General features: G+C 58.9%; 23 protein-coding genes. 9 read left to right on the top strand and 14 right to left on the bottom strand.

Annotated features, from left to right (window positions below; translation table 11 throughout):
* Positions 1-6: 6 nt before the first annotated feature.
* Entirely contained in the window at positions 7-777 is a 771-nt protein-coding gene (garL, locus tag FEM41_RS08350) for a 2-dehydro-3-deoxyglucarate aldolase (RefSeq protein ID WP_138095547.1), read from the bottom strand.
* 369 nt (positions 778-1,146) lie between these two features.
* Between garL and garD the strand changes: the two genes are divergently transcribed.
* Positions 1,147-2,718: a galactarate dehydratase gene (garD, locus tag FEM41_RS08345; RefSeq protein ID WP_138095546.1), complete on the top strand. Its 1,572-nt coding sequence runs from the start codon at positions 1,147-1,149 to the stop codon at positions 2,716-2,718.
* Positions 2,719-2,757: 39 nt separating this feature from the next.
* Here garD and FEM41_RS08340 read toward each other — a convergent pair whose 3' ends face one another.
* Positions 2,758-3,759: a Fic family protein gene (locus FEM41_RS08340; protein ID WP_138095545.1), complete on the bottom strand. Its 1,002-nt coding sequence runs from the start codon at positions 3,757-3,759 to the stop codon at positions 2,758-2,760.
* Positions 3,760-3,762: 3 nt separating this feature from the next.
* Positions 3,763-4,626 carry a 16S rRNA (cytidine(1402)-2'-O)-methyltransferase gene (gene rsmI / locus FEM41_RS08335; protein ID WP_138095544.1) on the bottom strand — a complete coding sequence of 288 codons (864 nt, stop codon included), beginning with the start codon at positions 4,624-4,626 and terminating at the stop codon, positions 3,763-3,765.
* A 61-nt stretch (positions 4,627-4,687) separates the two neighbouring features.
* On the opposite strand from rsmI, the gene FEM41_RS08330 reads away from it, so the two are divergent.
* The 4 genes from FEM41_RS08330 to dolP are packed head-to-tail and all read left to right on the top strand — an operon-like array spanning position 4,688 to position 8,374.
* The gene (locus tag FEM41_RS08330; RefSeq protein WP_138095543.1) at positions 4,688-6,817 is read left to right on the top strand and encodes a penicillin-binding protein activator; all 2,130 of its coding nucleotides are present in this window, start codon (positions 4,688-4,690) and stop codon (positions 6,815-6,817) included.
* Entirely contained in the window at positions 6,772-7,170 is a 399-nt protein-coding gene (locus tag FEM41_RS08325; protein ID WP_138095542.1) for a YraN family protein, read from the top strand. Before FEM41_RS08330 ends, FEM41_RS08325 begins: the two co-directional genes overlap by 46 nt.
* A 26-nt stretch (positions 7,171-7,196) precedes the next feature.
* Positions 7,197-7,784, top strand: coding sequence for a DnaA initiator-associating protein DiaA (gene diaA, locus FEM41_RS08320; protein ID WP_138095541.1), 588 nt, complete (start codon positions 7,197-7,199; stop codon positions 7,782-7,784).
* A 14-nt stretch (positions 7,785-7,798) separates the two neighbouring features.
* Positions 7,799-8,374 (top strand): division/outer membrane stress-associated lipid-binding lipoprotein, encoded by a 576-nt coding sequence (dolP, locus tag FEM41_RS08315; protein WP_138095540.1) that lies wholly within the window; start codon positions 7,799-7,801, stop codon positions 8,372-8,374.
* A gap of 231 nt (positions 8,375-8,605) precedes the next feature.
* Here dolP and FEM41_RS08310 read toward each other — a convergent pair whose 3' ends face one another.
* The 3 genes from FEM41_RS08310 to FEM41_RS08300 form a co-directional block, all read right to left on the bottom strand.
* On the bottom strand, positions 8,606-9,148 hold the full coding sequence (locus FEM41_RS08310; protein WP_138095539.1) for a YfaZ family outer membrane protein: 543 nt from the start codon (positions 9,146-9,148) through the stop codon (positions 8,606-8,608).
* A gap of 237 nt (positions 9,149-9,385) precedes the next feature.
* Complete coding sequence (locus tag FEM41_RS08305) at positions 9,386-10,033, bottom strand: NAD-dependent epimerase/dehydratase family protein (RefSeq protein WP_138095538.1); 648 nt, start codon at positions 10,031-10,033, stop codon at positions 9,386-9,388.
* A 35-nt stretch (positions 10,034-10,068) separates the two neighbouring features.
* Entirely contained in the window at positions 10,069-10,500 is a 432-nt protein-coding gene (locus FEM41_RS08300) for a YhbP family protein (RefSeq protein WP_138095537.1), read from the bottom strand.
* Positions 10,501-10,602: 102 nt separating this feature from the next.
* Between FEM41_RS08300 and FEM41_RS08295 the strand changes: the two genes are divergently transcribed.
* Positions 10,603-10,890, top strand: coding sequence for a GIY-YIG nuclease family protein (locus FEM41_RS08295; RefSeq protein WP_138099136.1), 288 nt, complete (start codon positions 10,603-10,605; stop codon positions 10,888-10,890).
* Here FEM41_RS08295 and FEM41_RS08290 read toward each other — a convergent pair.
* Positions 10,877-11,380, bottom strand: a complete 504-nt coding sequence (locus tag FEM41_RS08290; protein ID WP_138095536.1) for a GNAT family N-acetyltransferase — start codon at positions 11,378-11,380, stop codon at positions 10,877-10,879. The two genes, FEM41_RS08295 and FEM41_RS08290, sit on opposite strands and share 14 nt — an antisense overlap.
* Positions 11,374-11,898, bottom strand: a complete 525-nt coding sequence (gene ubiT, locus FEM41_RS08285; protein WP_138095535.1) for a ubiquinone anaerobic biosynthesis accessory factor UbiT — start codon at positions 11,896-11,898, stop codon at positions 11,374-11,376. The genes FEM41_RS08290 and ubiT overlap by 7 nt, the downstream gene beginning before the upstream one ends.
* Positions 11,899-12,129: 231 nt before the next feature.
* Between ubiT and ubiU the strand changes: the two genes are divergently transcribed.
* Entirely contained in the window at positions 12,130-13,125 is a 996-nt protein-coding gene (gene ubiU, locus FEM41_RS08280) for a ubiquinone anaerobic biosynthesis protein UbiU (RefSeq protein WP_138095534.1), read from the top strand.
* Positions 13,126-13,168: 43 nt separating this feature from the next.
* Entirely contained in the window at positions 13,169-14,050 is an 882-nt protein-coding gene (locus tag FEM41_RS08275) for a U32 family peptidase (protein WP_138095533.1), read from the top strand.
* 68 nt (positions 14,051-14,118) lie between these two features.
* Here FEM41_RS08275 and FEM41_RS08270 read toward each other — a convergent pair whose 3' ends face one another.
* Positions 14,119-14,442 carry a CcdB family protein gene (locus FEM41_RS08270; protein ID WP_138095532.1) on the bottom strand — a complete coding sequence of 108 codons (324 nt, stop codon included), beginning with the start codon at positions 14,440-14,442 and terminating at the stop codon, positions 14,119-14,121.
* A gap of 20 nt (positions 14,443-14,462) precedes the next feature.
* The gene (locus tag FEM41_RS08265; RefSeq protein WP_138095531.1) at positions 14,463-14,711 is read right to left on the bottom strand and encodes a type II toxin-antitoxin system CcdA family antitoxin; all 249 of its coding nucleotides are present in this window, start codon (positions 14,709-14,711) and stop codon (positions 14,463-14,465) included.
* Between the two features lie 217 nt (positions 14,712-14,928).
* On the opposite strand from FEM41_RS08265, the gene FEM41_RS08260 reads away from it, so the two are divergent.
* On the top strand, positions 14,929-15,951 hold the full coding sequence (locus FEM41_RS08260; protein WP_138095530.1) for a luciferase-like monooxygenase: 1,023 nt from the start codon (positions 14,929-14,931) through the stop codon (positions 15,949-15,951).
* Here the strand turns inward: FEM41_RS08260 and FEM41_RS08255 are convergent.
* The 4 genes from FEM41_RS08255 to FEM41_RS08240 form a co-directional block, all read right to left on the bottom strand.
* A complete protein-coding gene (locus tag FEM41_RS08255) occupies positions 15,948-17,858 on the bottom strand; it encodes a BglG family transcription antiterminator (protein ID WP_138095529.1) in 1,911 nt (636 codons plus the stop codon). The two genes, FEM41_RS08260 and FEM41_RS08255, sit on opposite strands and share 4 nt — an antisense overlap.
* 195 nt (positions 17,859-18,053) lie before the next feature.
* Positions 18,054-18,794, bottom strand: coding sequence for a 2-dehydro-3-deoxy-phosphogluconate aldolase (gene dagF / locus FEM41_RS08250; RefSeq protein WP_138095528.1), 741 nt, complete (start codon positions 18,792-18,794; stop codon positions 18,054-18,056).
* Positions 18,791-19,906, bottom strand: coding sequence for a DgaE family pyridoxal phosphate-dependent ammonia lyase (locus FEM41_RS08245; RefSeq protein ID WP_138095527.1), 1,116 nt, complete (start codon positions 19,904-19,906; stop codon positions 18,791-18,793). The genes dagF and FEM41_RS08245 overlap by 4 nt, the downstream gene beginning before the upstream one ends.
* A complete protein-coding gene (locus FEM41_RS08240) occupies positions 19,890-21,023 on the bottom strand; it encodes an amidohydrolase/deacetylase family metallohydrolase (RefSeq protein WP_138095526.1) in 1,134 nt (377 codons plus the stop codon). The genes FEM41_RS08245 and FEM41_RS08240 overlap by 17 nt, the downstream gene beginning before the upstream one ends.
* Between the last annotated feature and the right edge of the window lies 1 nt (position 21,024).

The following is a 21,024-nucleotide window of genomic DNA, read 5'->3' as shown; positions in this document are numbered from 1 at the left end:
ATGTGATTACTTTTTAAAGCGGTCCGCCAGATTCTGGGTGGCGGCGCGGAAGACCCCAAGATCGCTGCCCACCGCCACAAAGGTGGCGCCCCACTCCAGGTAGCGTCGGGCGTCCGCCTCTACCGGCGCCAGAATGCCGGAAGGCTTGCCGTGCGCCCTGGCGCGCTCAAAGATATGGGTAATGACCCGCTGAACCTCCGGATGCCCCGGCTCGCCCAAATACCCCAGCGCGGCCGAAAGATCGCCGGGCCCCACGAAAATACCGTCCACGCCGTCGGTGTCAGCAATGGCATCCAGGTTATCGACCCCCAACTGGCTTTCTATCTGCACCAGCACGCTGATGTTGTCGTTGATCTGGCGGAAGTAGTCCGGCGCCGTGCCGTAGCAGTTACTACGATGCGAAACCGACACGCCGCGAATCCCCTGAGGCGGATAGCGGGTGGACGCCACCGCCTGTCGCGCCTCTTCCGCGGTTTCGACAAAAGGGATCAGGAAGTTATAAAAACCGATGTCCAACAGCCGCTTGATAACCACCGGATCGTTGGTCGGCGCCCGTACAACCGGCGCGCTACCGCTACCCTGCAAGGCCATCAGTTGGGGAATAAAGGTGGTGATATCGTTTGGAGCATGTTCGCCGTCCAGCACGATCCAGTCGAAACCCGCCAGGCCCAGCACCTCGGTGCTGATGGGGTTCGCCAGCGCGCTCCAGCAGCCAATCTGAATCTGCTGTGCTGCCAGGGCAGCCTTAAAGGGGTTAGGAAAGATATTTTTATTCATTGGGTTAACCCTTGTCTGAGAGGTGAGTTCTGGCGCGCCGGGCGGCCCATTTACGGAGACTGAACTGTCATCCAGTATAAGCCGCTCTCCTCCGGGCGACATTGGGCGTATGCCCAGGAGATGATTTGGCGTTACGTTTTTTTATGGTCATCTGACTGACTCTGTGGGGGATTACCCACAGATTTAGATTTTGCAGCCCCTGTCCCCCGGGGCTTTGCCGCTCAGAGTGAGTTAAATCACATTTTCCCGTCTGGCATTACCGCATCCTTTTTAACCACATCCCCGGGGCAGCGCTGTGAAATTGGGCTGCCTGATATCTGTGAAATAACGAATAACACGCGTAAACAGAGCGCTGGAGACAGGTGAACAATGAGCAATCCGGAAATCGCACAACCCGTATCGCTGCCGTTTTACATCCGGGTTAACCCCCAGGATAACGTCGCCATCATCGTCAACGACGGCGGCCTGAAGGCCGGAACCCATTTTCCGGACGGTCTGACGCTAACCGAACACATTCCTCAGGGTCATAAGGTCGCCCTGACGGATATCGCCGACGGCGGCGCCATCGTGCGCTATGGCGAGATCATCGGCTATGCGCTGCGCGCCATTCCCCAGGGAAGCTGGATCGACGAATCGCTGGTCGCCCTGCCCGAAGCGCCGCCGCTGGAAAGCCTGCCCCTGGCAAACCGGGTACCGGAACCGCTGCCGCCCCTGGATGGCTACACTTTCGAAGGCTACCGCAATGCCGACGGCAGCGTAGGCACCAAAAATCTGCTGGGCATTACCACCAGCGTCCAGTGCGTTTCCGGCGTGGTGGACTATGTGGTGAAGATTATCGAGCGCGATCTGCTGCCTGAATATCCCAACGTCGATGGCGTGGTGGGGCTTAATCACCTCTACGGCTGCGGCGTGGCGATTAACGCGCCGGCTGCCGTCATCCCCATCCGTACCATCCATAATCTGGCCCTGAACCCGAACTTCGGCGGCGAAGTGATGGTGGTGGGGCTGGGTTGCGAAAAGCTCCAGCCGGAACGGCTGCTGCAGGGAACCGAAGATGTCACGCCCATTGCCGTAGACGCCGCAAGCGTGGTGCGGCTGCAGGATGAACATCACCAGGGTTTCCGCTCGATGGTGGACGATATCCTGGCGGTAGCCCGCCGCCATCTGGAAAAACTGAATCAGCGGACCCGCGAAACTTGCCCGGCATCTGAACTGGTGGTGGGAATGCAGTGCGGCGGCAGCGATGCGTTTTCTGGCGTCACCGCGAACCCGGCAGTGGGTTTTGCCTCGGACCTGCTGGTGCGCTGCGGCGCTACGGTGATGTTTTCCGAAGTCACCGAGGTACGCGACGCCATCCATCTGCTCACCCCGCGCGCCGCCGATGTGGAGGTAGGGAAAAGGCTGCTGGAAGAGATGGCCTGGTACGACGACTACCTGAATGCCGGACGCACCGACCGCAGCGCCAACCCGTCACCGGGCAACAAGAAAGGGGGGCTGGCGAACGTGGTGGAAAAGGCGCTGGGCTCCATCGCTAAATCGGGCCAGAGCGCCATCGCCGAAGTGCTGTCACCCGGCCAGCGCCCTACCCGCCGTGGCCTGATCTACGCCGCCACCCCGGCCAGCGACTTCGTCTGCGGCACCCAGCAGGTGGCATCCGGCATTACCTTACAGGTCTTCACCACCGGACGCGGCACTCCCTACGGTCTGGTGGCAGTACCGGTCATCAAGATGGCGACCCGCAGCGAGCTGGCCAGACGCTGGTATGACTTAATGGATATCAATGCCGGTACCATCGCCACCGGCGAGGAGAGCATCGAAGAGGTAGGCTGGCGCCTGTTTCACCTGATTCTTGACGTGGCGAGCGGCCGTAAAAAGACCTTTTCCGACCAGTGGGGGCTGCACAACCAGCTGGCGGTGTTCAACCCGGCGCCGGTGACCTGATATCGACGGCGGCAGCCCGTTTCTGCGGGCTGCCGTGGCTTACAGAATGCGCCAAAATCCGCCTTTTCTCGCACCTGCGCGCTGTAACTTCCCTTCGTGCTGCAGTTTTTGCAAATGACGCTCCACTGTTCTGGCACTGACCCCTAGCACTGCCGCCAGATTAGCAGCCGTTAAGCGCGGTTCCTGTTTCAACTGCTGGAGAATGCGGACTTCCATCGACGTCGGAAAATACGTTTTTTGTTCCGACATTTGTTCCGACATTTGTTCCGACACATTCGCCTTTTGCGCTATCCCTTCCTGCAGTGCCGAGCGGATATTCATCAGCATAAACTCAACAAATGCAGAGCAGTCACTGGCTTTATCACATTCTCTCAGTATCTGGTAATAGCGCTGCTGTTGATGATGGATCAGGGTTTCCACTGGCAACCAGGATAGTTCAATACGCCATTGGCTCAGGATCAGCGTTTGCCACAGCCGCCCCATGCGCCCGTTACCATCCAGGAAAGGGTGAATAAATTCAAATTCATAATGAAATACAGAACTGGCAATCAGCGGGTGCAGCTCCGTACTCCGAAGCCAGGAAAGAAGATCGTCCAGCAGACGCGAAAGCTGAGATGCAGGAGGAGCCATATGTACCAGTTGGCTGCCACGATATATACCTACATCGCCCTGCCTGACTTGCCCGGGGGAATCCACCAGGCCGGTCATCAGCAGGCGATGTGCGCTAAGAAGATCCTGAAGGCGCCAGGCCTTCCAGGCGGGCATTTTGTCATAAGCCAGAATGGCATTCCGTACCTCCTGAATCTCTTTTTCAGGCGCCAGCACACGCTTCCCGTCCATAATCGCAGTCACCTGCCCGGTGGTTAACGAGTTATGCTCAATGGCCAGCGATGCCTGAATAGTACGGATTCGGTTCTCTTTACGCAGTAACGGCGACGCTCTTCCCGCCTGAGCCGCCCAAAAACCTAGCAGTTCACCTATCTCAACAACCAGATTGAGGACTGATGGCGTAATGGTTAAAGGCGGCTGATAGCGGCTCAATGGTTATTCTCCCTGCTGCTCCAGCGCGTATTTATACAGCGCGTTTTTCTTCACGCCGTGGATTTCGGCCGTTAGCTGGGCCGCCTTTTTCAGCGGCAGTTCGGCCTGCAACAGCGCCAGGGTGCGCAGGGCATCGGCGGGCAGCGCCTCTTCCTGCGCCTTATGGCCCTCGACGATCAGCACCATCTCGCCCTTGCGGCGATTTTCATCCTCTTTCACCCACGCCAGCAGCTCTGCCGCCGGCGCGCCGTGAATGGTCTCCCAGGTTTTGGTCAGTTCGCGCGCCAGCACCACATAGCGCGTATCGCCCAATACGCTGCGGATATCTTCCAGGCTTTCCAGCAGTCGATGGGTGGATTCGTAGAAGATCAGAGTGCGCGGCTCGTTTTCCAGCGCCTGAAGCGCATCGCGGCGCCCTTTCGATTTCGCAGGCAGAAATCCCTCGTAACAGAAGCGATCGGAAGGCAGACCGGCGGCGCTCAGGGCGGTAATGGCCGCGCAGGGGCCCGGCAGCGGCACCACTTTAATCCCCGCTTCCCGACAGGCACGCACCAGATGATAGCCAGGATCGTTAATCAGCGGCGTGCCGGCATCGGAAACCAGGGCAATGCTTTGCCCTTCCTGCAATCTGCTACGCAAAATTTCCGCTTTTTGCTGCTCATTGTGGTCATGTAGCGCGAACAGACGCGCATTAATCGCAAAATGCTGTAGCAACAGCCCGGTATGGCGGGTATCCTCCGCGGCAATGAGATCAACGGCCTGCAACACCTCCAGCGCACGCTGCGTGATGTCGCCCAGATTGCCGATGGGCGTAGGCACAATATAAAGCGTACCGCCAGAAATCGCCGTTGAATCGTGTTGTTTCATTGTTTCATCTCTATTGCCGAATTAATATTTGTGCACTGAGTAGAAAAGCACTGGATACAGTATGGTACCGTCTAAATTAGTTCGTTCGAAGGCCGGGCGCTGTCTGCCGGTCGTGCTGGCAGCCCTGTTTTTTGCCGGCTGCGGCACCCAGGCACCGGAAAAAAACACCGCCCTGCTTCAGGGCGACGCTAAGGCCAACTCTGCGTTCTACCTGCAACAAATGCAGCAGAATGCAGATAATAACAAGACGACATGGCAATTACTCGCCGTTCGTGCACTGCTGCAAGAAGGGAAAACCAGCCAGGCCACCGAGCTATGGAAGCAGGTACCCACTGAGCTGACCGACGCACAGCGTCAGGAATATACGTTGCTGAGCGCTCAGGTGAAGATTGCCGCTAAGGACTACAAGGGTGCGACCTCCGCGCTGGACCAGCTCGATGTTGAGCAGCTTCCCGCTTCCCAGCAGGCGCGGTACTGGCAGGCCCGTATCGACGCAAGCCAGGGGCGGCCGTCCCTCGATCTGCTGCGCGCACTGGTAGCCCAGGAGCCCCTGCTGAAGGGCGACGCAAAGCAGAAGAACATCGACGCCACCTGGCAGGCCCTTTCCGCCATGACCCAGGAGCAGGCCAGAGCGCTGGTGATCAACGCCGATGAGAACACCTTACAGGGCTGGCTGGATCTGCAGCAAGTCTGGTTCACCAATCGCCGCGATCCGAAGATGATGCAGTCGGCTATCAAAGACTGGCAGACCCGTTACCCGCAGAACCCGGCTGCAACCCAGTTGCCGACGGCGCTGAGCAACGCCCAGAACTACAAACCGGCTTCCACCGATAAGATTGCGCTACTGCTGCCGTTAAACGGCCAGGCGGCGGTCTTTGGCCGCGCGATTCAGCAGGGCTTTGAGGCGGCGAAAAACGCGGGCGTCAGCCCGGCGCTGCCGCCCCAGTCCCAGCCAGCGCCTCAGGACGCTCCTGACGCCGCCCCCAATGCGGACCAGCCAGCGCAGGCTTCGGATGCCGACAGCCAGCAGGAAGCAGCCAGTAACAACGACGTTGCCAGCCCCTCCTCGGCCCCGGTGGACGATCTGACCGGCGAACGCTCGCAAACCCCGCAGCCGCAGCTGGATTCCGCGCAGCAGACGGAGGAACAGGCCCCGCAGGCGCCGCAACAGCAGACCGACGCGGCCGCAGCTACGCCGCCGCAGGCAACCACCGCCCCGGCGCGCCCGCAGGCCAATATTCAGGTGTACGACACCTCCAGCCAGCCTATTGAGCAGATCCTGGCCCAGGCCCAGCGCGATGGCGCCTCGCTGGTGGTGGGACCGCTGCTGAAAAACAACGTCAATAAACTGGCGTCCAGCAACAGTCCGCTCAATATTCTGGCGCTGAACCAGCCGGAAAACGTCACCCCCACAGCGAACATCTGCTACTTTGCGCTGTCGCCAGAAGATGAAGCGCGCGATGCCGCCAATCACATCTGGCAGCAGGGCAAGCGCGCTCCGCTGCTGCTGGTGCCCTACAGCGCCCTGGGCGATCGGGTCTCTAAAGCCTTCGTCGATCAGTGGCAGAGCCTGGGCGGCGGTACCGTCCTGCAGCAGAAATTCGGCTCGGTCGGTGAGCTGCGCCAGAAAATCAACGGCGGCTCCGGCATTGCGCTGACCGGTACTCCGGTAAACGGTAGCCAACCGGCAGACAGCGTCACCAGCACGCCGTCGCCGGTAACGGATAGCGCAGCCGGTCAGAACAGCGGCGGCGTGGATTCCGCCTGGATTATGGCCAGCCGTAACGAGATTTCACTGATTAAGCCGCTTATCGCAATGCGTACCGGCAGCCACAGCGGCGTCCAGCTCTATGCCAGCTCGCGTAGCGCCCAGGCCGGTTCCGGGGCCGACTTCCGTCTGGAAATGGAAGGACTGCAGTTCAGCGAAATCTCCATGCTGGCTGGCGATAACCCCGGCCTGATGCAGCAGGCGTTAAGCGCTTCCAACGGCGACTACTCGCTGGCGCGCCTGTACGCTATGGGCGTGGACGCCTGGACCATCGCCAATAACTTCTCGCAGATGCGCCAGCAGCCCGGCTACCAGGTCAACGGGAATACCGGTACCCTGTCGGCCACGCCGGACTGCGTGATTGGCCGGAAAATGGTATGGCTCAGGTACCAGCAAGGCCGCATCGTTCCGGCGGGCTACTAAACCGCCAGCGGTTGGGCGCGAGCTATGAGGCCCGCGCCCGCCGCTGGCTGGAGCGCAAGGGACTGCGCTTCCTTGCCGCTAACGCGCATCTCCCCGGCGGTGAAATCGATCTGATCATGACTCAGGGCCACACCATCGTCTTTGTGGAAGTTCGCTACCGGCGCAATTCTCTTTACGGCGGCGCAGTCGCCAGCGTTACGCACGCCAAGCAGCAAAAACTGCTGCGTGCCGCCCGTTCGTGGCTTGCCCGCCACAATGGGAGTTTTGACACTGTGGATTGCCGTTTCGATGTGTTAGCCTTCACCGGCGATGAGGCTGAGTGGATCGTCGACGCTTTTACCCTTAACAGATAATTTGTATTTTATTTCAAAGGATTATCGTGCTAGAAAGAATCAAAGTCTGCTTTACGGAAAGCATTCAAACCCAGATAGCTGCGGCAGAAGCGCTTCCGGATGCCATTTCTCGTGCGGCGATGACGCTGGTTCAGTCTCTGCTTAACGGCAATAAGATCCTGTGCTGTGGTAACGGCGCCTCCGCCGCCAACGCCCAGCACTTCGCCGCCAGTATGATCAACCGTTTCGAAACCGAACGCCCCAGCCTGCCCGCCATTGCGCTCAATGCCGACAACGTGGTGCTAACGGCCATCAGCAACGATCGCCTGCAGGAAGAGATTTACGCCAAGCAGGTTCGGGCGCTGGGTCAGGCGGGAGACGTACTGCTGGCGATCTCGACGCGCGGCAACAGCCGGGATATTGTTAAAGCCGTCGAGGCGGCAGTGACGAGGGATATGACCATTGTCGCACTCACCGGATACGATGGCGGTGAACTGGCCGGTCTGCTGGGGCCTCAGGATGTGGAAATCCGCATTCCCTCCCAGCGCAGCGCACGCATTCAGGAGATGCATATGCTGACGGTTAACTGCCTGTGCGATCTGATAGATAACACCTTATTTCCCTTACCGGGATGATGAAAGGAGCACTCATGAAGGTATTAACGCCCCTGGCAGTTTTGATGGCTGCCCTGTTATTGCAAGGCTGTGTCGGCGCCGTTGTGGCCGGTAGCGCCGCCGTTGCCACCAAGACCGCCACCGACCCACGTACTATGGGTACCCAGGTGGATGACAGCACCCTGGAGCTGCGCGTGAATAATGCGCTCTCGAAAGATGAGCAGTTGAAGAAAGAGGCGCGCATCAGCGTCACCGCTTATCAGAGCCGCGTGCTGCTGACCGGCCAGGCCCCCAGCACCGAACTGGCCGCACAGGCTAAGCAGATTGCGCTGGGCGTTGATGGCGCCAGCGAAGTGTACAACGAAATCCGTCAGGGCCAGCCGGTTACCATGGGTACCGCCTCTTCGGATACCTGGATCACCACCAAAGTCCGTTCCCAGTTGCTGACCAGCGACCAGGTGAAGTCTTCTAACGTTAAGGTCACCACCGAAAACGGCGAAGTCTTCCTGCTGGGCGTCGTCACCGAAGCTGAAGGTAAGGCCGCGGCAGATATCGCCAGCCGGGTCAGCGGCGTGAAGCACGTCACTACCGCTTTTAACTACATTAAATAGCGCCGGAACATAGCGCTAAAATAATGGCGGACAGCACTGGCTGGCCGCCATTATTTTTTTCACCGCCAATCAAATAACCAGGATAAAGACGCTATTTCCTGCCTGCCATCGTAAACTTATTTGTTTTTCCGGACAGCCTTTAAAAACCGCGACAAACGGTAAATCATTATTTTCGGATGCGGATGATGTAACAAAAAAGATATTACCCCGCCAGGCGGCGGGGTAATCATATTAGAAGGTCACGCCAGCAGAAGCGTACAGACCGTCATACAGGGTGTGGCTCGGGCGGCCATGCTTGCCGTCGACGCCCGCGTAGCGGTAACCGGCCTTCAGAGTCACCAGAGAGATGGGACTCCAGCTTACGCCTGCATTAGCTTCGGTGTAGTTTTTCACGCTGTTATTCAGCCCTTCCGGCGCCACGTAGCCTTCGCCGAACAGCGCGATGCTGTCGGTCAGGTTTACGCTAAGGCCGCCGCCGATCGGGAAGGCCACGCCGTTGTCGCCTTTCTTCGGCCCGATGTAGAGCGCTTTCGCCCCCACGTTCGCCATGACCGGACCCAGGCCCAGGTTATAGCCAATGCCCGCGCCGCCGACCTGGGTGCCGTCGTCAACGTTTTTCAGCCAGTTACCCTGCAGGTAGAGGCCGCTGGAACTTTTGCCCATTTCGGCTTCCAGGTTGGTCCAGTTTTTACCGCCTTCAAAGCTTACGCCCATTGCGAAGGTAGAGCCGGAAACTAACAGGGCAGACAGCGCCGCAATTTTAATTGCTTTCATAATAACCACTACTTAAAAAAGGTGAGACCACGATATCCTTAATTAATTATTAACTCCCGGCAGACATTAACATCCCGTTATCAATCTGAGTTCAGAACATCTTCGTCCATAAAATGACATCCTGACGTAAACCCTTTGCCTCAGGATATACCGAAAGCGCCCGCCGATTATAAAGGTTGTGCCGGGCACCTCAACACATTCAGGCAGGATATTGAACTGCGGTTAAGAAACTAAAGATTATTCCGATTCGTGCGTGCGAGAAATGGCCCGCAGCTTCCCGGAATGCAGAACCTGGACGCCCTGATAAGAGCTAAAGGCGGTGTCGCGCAGCGCCGTTGCCACATCACGCGCCTTAATAGCATGCCAGCGGCCAGGCAGCAGGCGAAAAAGCGGCGCGAACAGCGACTCATTCAGGCGCCGTTTTTCCCGATGACCCAGCAGCATAGAAGGACGAGCGATGGTCAACCGCGGCCAGTCCTGGGCAATCAATGCCTGCTCCATCTCCCCTTTCACCCGGTTATAGAAGAAAAGCGAGTGCGCGCTGGCGCCCATACTGCTCACCACCAGCATCTGAGTCGCTCCCAGCCTGCGCCCCACCAGCGCGCTGTCCACCACCAGGGTGTAATCCGCCAGCACAAAGGCGTTTTTACTGCCAGCTTCGCTACGGGTGGTTCCCAGGCAGCAGAAAACAGTGTCCACGGGATCGCTCAATGCAGCCATAGCATCACTAAGCTGAGGATCACAGGGGTTAAACACCTTCGGCGATTCGGGCAGCGGACGGCGGGTCGGCGCCGCGATATGTTCCACCCGCTCATCCTCAATCAGTAATTGCAGCAGTTCCCGGCCCACCAGCCCGGTGGCTCCGACGATCATAACCCGGCTCATCTGTTGCCTCCTTAACCCGATCCCCGCCTGACGGATCAGTCGGGATGACGCAGCCAGCTCAGCTTTTTACCGAAGCCGAGCGTATTGTCGGTAAACTTTAGTTCATCCAGACGGATCTCCCAGACCGGCGCCGACATCGCCCGCGCCACCGGAAAGCGGCGGCAGTAGAGTGCGCGCCTTTCTTCCGCCTCATCGCCTTCCAGTAAACGTAGCTCGCCGCGATACTGCACGCCGCGAATCAGCGCCACGGTCTTCGGCTGGCCGTTAACCGTTCCCGCCACCCTGGCCAGCCCGTTGGCCATCTGCCCATGTCGGGTATCAGTATCGCTCAGCAGATAGAAGGCGACGCGCCCGGCATCGAACACATAAAAAGCATTAGCGCACCAGATATCTTCTTCCCGGGTGAGGCAATACGTCACGACATGCTGTTTTTTCAGCCAGCGGCTGATGGTTGTCAGGGCATCCATGGCAAACTCCAAATCTTTTTTTGAGGGTAGCTGATAACCGCGCCGTGTCGCCAGTACACAGACGTGCTAAGGTGCGTTAACCGCCCGAAATACGTAAAAATGATGTCTGACTGGTCACTCTATATCATCCGAACCGCCCATAATCACCTCTATACCGGTATTACTACCGATGTGACGCGCCGCCTGCACCAGCATCAGACCGGGAAGGGGGCAAAGGCGCTACGCGGCAAAGGGGAGCTGCGGCTGGTTTTCAGCCGTCAGTTGGGAGATCGTTCGCTGGCGCTGCGTATGGAATACCGCATCAAGCAACTTTCCCGGGCGCAAAAAGAGAAGCTTATCGGCAACAGCAGCGATTTCGAGTCGCTGCTGGCCGCGCTTAAAAGCGATTGAAGTGGTCGGAATACTCCACCTGACCACCAACGCCTTCCAGCGCATCATCCGCCAGGCGATGCACCTGGAACGCCTTTTCGGTGTCCGGCCAGCGGCAGCGCAGACCATAATTCGCGGCGGTTTCAAAGCCCAGATGCCCGTAGAATGCCGGTTCGCCAAGCGCCACTACGGCGGCATAACCAAACTCATTGAGTGAATCCAGCCCCTCAAAGATCAGCTGGCGGGCGATCCCCTGGCCGCGCCAGGCTTCATCTACCGCCAGCGGCGCCAGACCGACCCACTGTAGCTCTTCGCCCTCGACGCTCACCGGGCTGAAGGCCACATAGCCCATCACTTGTCCATCGTCATCCGTTGCCACCAGGCCCAGGGTCAGTTGCCCGTCCTCGCGCAGCGCGTGCACCAGACTCGCCTCGCCGCCGCCGTCAAAGTTACGGCGCAGCAGGGCATCAATACCCGGCGCATCAATAGGGATCTCGACTCGAATCAGCATGCTTCACCTACCGAAGTTTCTTTCGCAGGCGGCGCCGTTTTCAGCCCCGCCTCTACAAAGTCAGCCAGCTGTGTCAACAGAACGCGCAGCGTTTTCGGCATGGCGTCCAGCTCGATGGCATCCATCAGGTTTTTAACATACAGCCCCAGCTCCGTGTCCCCTTCGATCACCAGGCGACGCTGGAAAAAGAGCGTATCCGGATCCTGCTTACGGGCGGCGATCAGCAGAAGATCGTTAGCGTCGGCGCTAAAGCTGACGTCCGCCTGCCCCTGCTCGCGCACCACCAGCTTACCGTCCTGAACCGAAGTGAGCCAGCGCAGGCCGATATCGCGTACGTTGATACTCAACCAGCGCTCCTCGAGGAAATCAAGTTCGCCCTCTTCCAGCGCCTGACGGAACTGCCAGCCCAGCAGCTGTTCCAGCAGCTGGCGCTTGAGCGCAAAGGGGGTCAGCACAATCGGGGTCCTGACCAGAGACGGGCCAAGCTGTACCAGACGGGAACGCAGTTTCTCCAACACGGGCTTTACTCCTTGCGAAATAGTGAGCCGCTATTGTGCCACACTGGCGCACGCGGATAGCGGCCCAAATCAACAATTCTACGGCTGACGGCACAGCGCGCTACCCCATCATTACGCGATTAGCTGCCTCAAATCAAAAAGTGATACAGACAGGTTAACTAAAATCGCTGTTCGTTAACCACGCCCGTCAGGCCACGGCGTGAGCTACCTACCCACTATTCAGGATACGCTATGGAATTGCTTTGCCCGGCCGGGAACCTTCCGGCGCTGAAGGCGGCTATCGAAAACGGCGCCGATGCGGTTTACATCGGCCTGAAAGACGACACCAATGCCCGCCACTTTGCCGGCCTCAACTTTACCGAAAAACGGTTGCAGGAAGCGGCCAATTTCGTCCATCAAAAAGGGCGTAAGCTGCATATCGCCATTAATACCTTCGCCCATCCGGATGGTTTTTCCCGCTGGGAGCGCGCCGTGGATATGGCGGCGCAGCTGGGGGCCGATGCCCTGATTCTGGCGGATCTTGCCATGCTGGAATATGCCGCAAAGCACTATCCCAACGTGGAACGCCACGTCTCGGTGCAGGCATCCGCCACCAATGAAGAGGCGATCCGCTTCTATAAAAACCATTTCGATGTCTCCCGCGTGGTACTACCGCGGGTGCTCTCCATCCACCAGGTGAAGCAGCTGGCGCGCGTAACGCCGGTGCCGCTGGAGGTCTTCGCCTTCGGTAGCCTGTGCATTATGGCCGAAGGACGCTGCTATCTCTCTTCTTACCTGACCGGCGAATCGCCCAATACCGTTGGCGCCTGCTCTCCCGCCCGTTTCGTGCGCTGGCAGCAGACCAGCCAGGGTCTGGAATCGCGCCTGAACGAGGTGCTGATCGACCGCTACCAGGATGGCGAGAATGCCGGGTATCCCACGCTGTGTAAGGGTCGCTACCTGGTGGACGGTCAGCGCTACCACGCGCTGGAAGAGCCCACCAGCCTCAATACGCTGGAACTGCTGCCGACGCTGCTTGCAGCCGGTATCGCCTCGGTGAAAATCGAGGGGCGCCAGCGTAGCCCGGCCTACGTCAGTCAGGTGGCGAAAGTATGGCGCCAGGCTATCGATCGCTGCATGGCGAACCCCGAAGGCTTCACGGCTCAGCCGGAATGGATGGAGGCGCTGGGCGCCATGGCCGAAGGCACCCAGACCACCCTTGGGGCTTACCACCGCAAGTGGCAGTAAGACAAGATTCGATACGCCACCGCAAGTGGCGACAGGAGATGAGATGAAATACTCCCTTGGACCGGTACTCTGGTACTGGCCAACTGCGCGGCTGGAAAGCTTTTATACCTCTGCCGCGAACAGCAGTGCCGACATTGTTTACCTGGGTGAAAGCGTTTGCAGCAAACGACGCGCCACCAAAGCCGGTGAATGGCTGGCGATGGCGAAAAGCCTGGCCGCCGCGGGTAAACAGGTGGTGCTCTCCACCATGGCGCTGGTGCAGGCGCCTTCCGAGCTCAACGAACTGAAGCGCTATGTGGAAAACGGCGACTTTATGATCGAAGCCAGCGATCTGGCCGCCGTGAACATGGCCGCCGAGCGCCGCCTGCCTTTCGTAGCCGGTCACGCCCTGAACTGCTACAACGCCGTGACCCTGCGCCTGCTACAGATGCAGGGCATGGTGCGCTGGTGCATGCCGGTCGAGCTTTCCCGGGACTGGCTGGAAAACCTGCTGAACCAGTGTGAAGACCTTGGGATCCGCAACCGCTTTGAAGTTGAAGTACTGAGCTACGGCCATCTGCCGCTGGCTTATTCCGCCCGCTGCTTTACCGCCCGTTCGGAAGACCGGCCCAAAGACGAATGCGAGACCTGCTGTATTAACTACCCGAACGGTCGCGATATGCTGTCTCAGGAGCAGCAGAAGGTCTTTACCCTGAACGGTATTCAGACCATGAGCGGCTATGTCTATAACCTTGGTAACGAGCTGGCGTCGATGAAGGGGATGGTGGATATCGTTCGCCTGTCGCCGGAAGACGAGTCCACGCTGGAGATGCTAAACCGCTTCCGGGATAACGAAGCGGGGAAAGCGCCGCTCAGGCTGGCGCCCAACGGCGACTGCAACGGCTACTGGCGCCGGGTATCCGGGCTGGAGCTGGTGCTGGATTAAGCTCCTCACCCTGGCTGAACGTCACTGGTTTACAGCCTCAATCTCAGGCGGTCTCTATGACCGCTTTATTATGCATTGGTCACAATAGCGTCAATCGCTGCCAGAATTTCGCTTCTGGAATCAGCCAGATTAACCACAAAATCGCGTTGCTCGATCTTTCTGGCCTCCAGAAAGGTCATGGCGGGCATAAAAACGTAATGCTCAGTGCCGTTCACCATGACCCCAGGCGTGACCCGCCGCTGTGTCAGGGTCAGCGCATCTGCCGCCACCAGCGGGACAATAACCCGGGTCGCCAGGGTATCGAAATAGTCATTTTGCAGGATCAGATAATAAGGCCAGAATTCGTTGGATCGCATTGACGGATTACGATAAACATCAAACTGTCTGGCCATGGTGTCGCTCCTTTACGCCATTAAATACCGCCAAAAAAGTCGTCGTCGCCAGGCGTTCCCGCTTTTGCCATAAAGGCATTCATCGCCTGGATATCCTGCTTCTCTTTGCCCATCTGCCGCTGTTTCTCTTCTATCGCCTGAGCCAGCAACTGGTCAAGGGTGGCAGACAAATTGATATCCAGACTGCGAGCCTTCTCGACAAGTGATGCCGTCAGATAAACGTTGGTGCTCCGCTTATGGCTACGACGAAGTGGAATAATCGAACTCATAACCGCCCTCCTCTGTGCATAGGTATGCGCAGAATTATGCGCCAAAAAGAACAAAAATCAACCAGAGCATTGCGAGCAAAAACGCAAACCGGCATCTTCAACCGCTCGCATTGCCAATCCAATGACAAACATTTTCATGGCACCATCACGGGTCAGATTCTGGTAAATCAGCCAGAATAAAATGAGACTCCGGACCTTCAATCTGATGTGAGCCACTATGTCTAAATTAAAATACGTCCCCCTGTCAGTACTCGATCTCGCCCCCATTCCCCAGGATGCCAACGCTCGCGAGGCATTCCAGCGCTCGCTGGAGCTGGCTCAGCTGACTGAAAAGCAGGGCTATCACCGCTACTGGCTGGCGGAGCACCACAATATGAGCGGTATCGCCAGCGCCGCGACGTCAGTGCTGATTGGCTGGCTGGCGGCGAATACCCAAACGCTGCACCTGGGATCCGGCGGCGTGATGCTGCCGAACCACGCACCGCTGGTGATTGCCGAGCAGTTCGGCACTCTGGAGGCGCTGTTCCCCGGTCGTATCGATCTGGGGCTGGGGCGCGCGCCGGGCAGCGATCAGCGCACCATGATGGCCCTGCGCCGTCATATGAGCCATCAGGACGTGGATAACTTCCCGCGCGATGTGGCGGAGCTGGTCGCCTGGTTCGATGCCGACGAAAGCGCGCCCGAACCGCCGGTACGCCCGGTTCCCGGCTACGGCGCGGGTATTCCGGTGTGGCTGCTGGGCTCCAGCCTGTACAGCGCCCAGCTGGCGGCGCAGATGGGCCTGCCCTTTGCGTTTGCCTCGCACTTCGCGCCAGCGATGATGCCCCAGGCGCTGCAGCTGTACCGCGAGCAGTTCCGCCCCTCGGCGCGGCTGGAAAAACCCTATGCGATGGTCTGTATCAATATCATCGCCGCCGATAGCAACCGCGACGCCGAATATCTGTTTACCTCCATGCAGCAGTCGTTCGTGACACTGCGCCGCGGTAATCCCGGCCAGCTGCCGCCGCCTATCGACAATATGGACAGCTTCTGGAGCCCGGCGGAGCAGTACGGCGTGGAACAGGCGCTAAGCGTGTCGCTGGTGGGGGATAAAGCGAAGGTGCGCCACGGGCTGGAAACGGTACTGCGGGAAACCCAGGCGGACGAGATCATGGTTAACGGCCAGATCTTCGACAACCAGGCGCGCCTGCACTCCTACTCTCTGGCTATGCAGGCTTATAACGAACTGATGGGGCGTTAAAAGCGACTCAGCGAGTCCATAGCCAGCGCCTTAAATTCGGCGAAGTCCCGGCTTTCACAGAGCCGGGGCGTGGCGCGCTCGCGCAGAAAGGTGACGAACAGATCGTAAATAGCCATCGCCTCTTCATATTCGCTTTTACTGATGGCCAGCAGGAAGATGACGCTGGCCACTTCATCGCCCCACTGAATCCCCTGAGGCGCCAGCACGGTATAAACCACCGTGCGCTTCGCCAGTAGTCCCAGCGAGTGAGGAAGCGCAATGCCCTCTCCCAACATAGTGCTGACGATGGCTTCCCGCTCCACCACCGACGGCAGGAAGTCGTGCTCCACATAGCCCTCCTGTTCCAGTTGGGCGCACAGCTCGTCGAACAACGCCTGCTGGCTCATCGGCTGGTCGATAATCCGGAAGTGCTGAGGGTCAAAATATTTCTCCAGCAGCCAGGGGCGGGTCCTGTCCACCAGCACCAGTTTGCCGATCTGATCCAGTTGATAGTCGGTAGGGAACGGCGACATCACCACTACCGGCTTATCCTTTTCGCTAATCCGCGCCGTGGAGATTACAAAATCCTCGCCAATGCTGGCCTGCTGCTCGTATTCCCGCAGCGAAATAATGCGAGCGACCTCCATCTGCGGATATTTGCGCAGCAGCATCGCCTGAATCATCCGCACCGTAGAGTTGCCGGTATCACACACCAGCAGCACCCGGGGCTGACGCTGATAGCCGATATTGTAGTGACGCTCCAGCCCTACCCCGATATGCAGTACCAGAAATCCCACCTCGTTTTCGCTGATGGTGTAAGGCGTATGCTTGCCCCAACTGGAGACCGCCGCCAGGGTCATATCCCAGGCCAGCGGATAGTGCTGCTTAATATTGTTAAGCAGCGGGTTGGGCAGGTTAATCTGGTAGCGCACCCGAGTGATCATGGTTTTGATATGGGTCAGCAGGTCGGCGCGCAGCTGCTCGTCGGTCAGCAGGTTGTAGTTAAAGTGGCTGTTGATATAGCGCAGGATGTAGCTGACCAGGGTTTCGGCATCGTCGGCGCTGATGGCGCTGGGCGCCACATCCTGGACCTGTCGCGCGGCGATATGCACCCGCAGCCAGGCCTCTTCCGAGGAAGAGAGGGGCTTGTCGGTGAGCTTCTGTAACGCCATGGCGATATGGTGTGCGGCCTGACAAACGTTGTCGTCCACATCCTCTGCCGTAAATCCGGAAAGCGGATAGCCTTCGCCGATACGGCGCATCGCTACCGCGCAGTAAAGGCAGATAAACTGCTGGCCTTCGTCGGTCATCCGTATCCCACACTGACTGAAGCTTTCCTGCACCAGAGGCGCCATCTGCGCCAGCGCGCCAGCGGTCAGGGACTCTTCGGTCAGCAGCGGGTTGTCGTTATCTTCCTGCCAGATTTTCCATAGCAGATCGGTCAGACAGGCGCGCATCGCCATCTCGTTGCCGAACAGCTTCATACCGTGGCGCGGCCGGGTCTCTATCGTCAGGTTGTAGCGGCTAAACCACTCCCGCACTTCAGCCATGTCGCTTTGCAGGGTGGCGCGACTAACGAACCACTCTTCCGCCAGATCTTCAAGCTTTAGCGAGAAGGCCGAATTCAGAAAGCGAACCAGCAGATAGTGAACCCGCTCCTGACCGCTACGGGGAATGCGTAACTGGCGCGCGGGGGCCTCGCACAGCCGGGCATAGCGCTGGGGATCGTCCACTTTCAGTTGATAACCGGCGCCGCGGTTCAGAACAAATTGCGCGCCGTGACTCTGCAACAGCGCATTCAGCGCCGTGATATCGGCGCGAACGGTACGGGTGGAAACCGAAAGGCGCCGCGCCAGCTCATCCTGTGGCAGGGTTTCGTTTTGCAACATTTCAAAAAGTTGAGCCAGACGGGGATTCGGGAATCGCACTTCAGTTTCCTCACTCGTTGTCCAGGCGCCCTGGCCCGGGTTACTGCTTACCGGCCAGTTGCCGGGGTATAACGCGCTCTCTATGGCCGGGAAGGTTACCGGTTTACCACCTTATTGGGTACCGGAAGGCCCTGGTTTCTCCTTAAATTAAGCGATATCTAATTGCCCTCTCCTTGCGAAGAGGGCAGGGACAACTTAACCAACCAGTTTTTTCGTCATCGCCAGCAGTTGACGCACGTCTTCCGGACGGGTGTCGCCGCTCGCCTTATCGATAATCGAGCTGTAAACGTGGGGGATAATCTTACTCACCCCGGCATCCAGCGCGATCTGCAGGATCTCTTCAAAGTTTTCCAGATCGATACCGCCGGTCGGCTCCAGCCAGAAGTCGTGCTGCGCGCAGGCTTTGGCCACCGCCGTGAACTCATCGCGGCACTTCAGCCCGCCCATCGGGAAGTACTTAATGGAGCTGCCGCCCATATCCTTAAGCAGCGCAATCGCCGTTTCGACCGGCACAATGCCGTCCGGCGCCCCGGCGCTCAGCGGCCCGGTGGAGATCTTCACCATGCCCACAGTTCCGGTGGGCGACACCAGGCCGTTGACCACAGTGTCGTTCTGCCCCAGCAGCGCCCGACTCGGACCCACGCCGGTAAAGACCTGGTTCACGTGCTGCGGCTGCACTTCACGCGAGATAGCGCTCACCATCGCCGACTGATTCGGATCGCCCGCACCCAGACCGACGGACAGCGCATTATCAATCAGTTTCGCATACTCACGCATATCCGCCACCGCGCTCGCCACGTCCGGATAGTTTTTGGACAGCACGCCCACCAGCACATGGCCTTCCGCCGCTTCGTAGATCGCCTGAGCATTGGCTTTGGATCCCGCCAGAACGTTCAGACAGACGCGGTCGCGGTAAAAGTTGGGGGTCAGTTTCATGCCTGTTTCTCCTTCAGTAGCTCGCTGATGCGGCGATAAATAATATCCAGTTGCTGTGCGGTCACGCTGCGCACGTCGGCTTCGATAATGCCTTCATTGGCCTTGTAGCCGCGGAAATAAATGGCGTATTCGCCCTGCTTCAGCGCCTGCACCAGGTCGCCGGTGGCGATACCGGTGGTCGCTTCATCAAACTTAATTTCGGCACGGGCGATATCGCGCCCCGCAGCATCCCAGACCACCCTTGCGCTCACGCCATTCAGGGTGTTCAGGGCATCGATAAAGGGAGTCATCTTCGCGACCATTTCGGCCCCGCTCTCTTTGGCGGCTGTCAGGTAGTGTTCAATGGCGCAGGTCAGGCCGAGGATCCCCTCTTTGCCTACCTTCATGGCGCGACCAATACCGCCCGCCTGGCGCTTCACCCACTCCACGTACTTGTGACGACCAATAACCAGCCCGCTGGTCGGCCCTTCGATAGCTTTGGCGCCGCTGTAGATCACCAGATCGGCCCCAGCCTGATAGTAACGCTGCAGATCCTCTTCCGCTGCGGCATCGACAATCAGCGGCAGGTTATGCGCGCGCGCGACTTCCGCGGCCTGAGCCACGTTCAGCATACTCTTCTGTACGCAGTGGTGAGACTTAATGTAGAGGATCGCGGCGGTACGCGGCGTGATCGCCGCCGCCAGTTGCGCCGCGGAGCATTCGTTGGCGTAGCCTGCTTCCACCATCCTGCCGCCGCCCAGCGCCACCATGGTGCCTACCGGCGCGCCGAAGTTTACGTTGTGGCCTTTCGGTAGAACGATTTCGTTATTTTCCACCGGCGTGACGTGCAGATTTTCCAGCAGCCAGTCGCTGTCTTTCACCAGCACCGCCGCCACCGACTGGGCGATCCCCGCCGAAGCGCAGGAGACCACGGTCGCCGCTTCCACATCCAGCAGCCGGGCGATGTACTCGCCGGTTTTATTCACCAGATCCTTCATTTCGAAGTAGTGGTTCATGCCGGTATTCACCGCCTCGACCACTTCCGGACGCGGCGTGGAAACGCCAAGGATGGTCATCCGCCCGGAGGCGTTAATCACCTGCTTCAGGTGGTACTTCTCATAAATCGAAGACATGTTCTGCTTTTCCTTGTTCGGTGGTGAACCACTGACCGGCGCGCAGGGCGGCCAGCGGGACAATCTGCTGTTCCGCCTGCAGGCTGTCGTTTTCGGCATCGACAAACAGCGTCGACTGACGGCGCAGCGCGAAGAGGGTCAGGTCAGCGTCGGCACCCGGCGTCAGTCGCCCTTTCCGGCTCAGGCGCAGCCCTTCGGCGGCCTTCACGGTGACGCAGTCGATCACTTCGGGAAGCGTCATGCCAATGGCGAGGAATTTCGACATCACCGACGCCAGGCTGTGTACCGGGCCGCTGATGCGGTTTTTACAGTAGATATCGGAACTGATAGTGTGCGGCAGGATCCCCAGCGAGATCGCCTGCTGGGCCACCGCGAAGCTGAAGCTTGCGGTACCGTGGCCCACATCCATCCGCACGCCGCGATCAATGGCGCGGCTCACGGCGGCGCGTAACTCGCCTTCCGGCGTCAGGATGCGGTTCGGTTTGCCGTTATAGCAGTGGGTGATGATATCGCCGCTGCCCAGCAGTTCGGCAATTTCATCCAGGTCCGGCGGATTGTTGCCGACGTGGACCATCAGCGGCAGACCGCCGTTGGCCTTCTGAATCTCTTTAGCGCGCACCAGCGGCTTAATGCCGTTTTCGCCCACGACGCTGCTGCTCATGCGCGCTTTAATGCCGACAATAAAGTCGGGGTGGCGGCGAATCGCTGCACCTGCCACATCGGCGTCGATGTTCTCCATGCGCGCCAGTTCGTTCTGAGCGATAAGCCCAACCCGGGAGATATTCAGCAGCGCATACACTTCCGTGGTAGCCGCCCGGGTGAGTTGGTAGAAATCATCCACGTCGTCGGCCCCGGTGCTACCGGCATCCACCACCGTGGTGACACCGGTGGCGATCCCGACGCTGTCCGGCTCGTCGTGATAAATCGGGGATTTGGGGTAGCAGTGAACGTGGGAGTCAATCCAGCCCGCGCTGACGTAGCCCTTGCCGTCCAGGTTGAACTCTTCACGCGCCGGGCCGGATACGTCCCCCAGAGCGGCGATCTTCCCGTCCTGGATGGCGATATCGACGATACGCTCATCCGCCAGACGAGCCTGACGCAGGATCAAATCAAACATG

The organism is Jejubacter calystegiae (assembly GCF_005671395.1).
GTDB classification, from domain to species: Bacteria; Pseudomonadota; Gammaproteobacteria; order Enterobacterales; family Enterobacteriaceae; genus Jejubacter; species Jejubacter calystegiae.
This window is presented reverse-complemented; position numbering and strand designations above follow the sequence as displayed.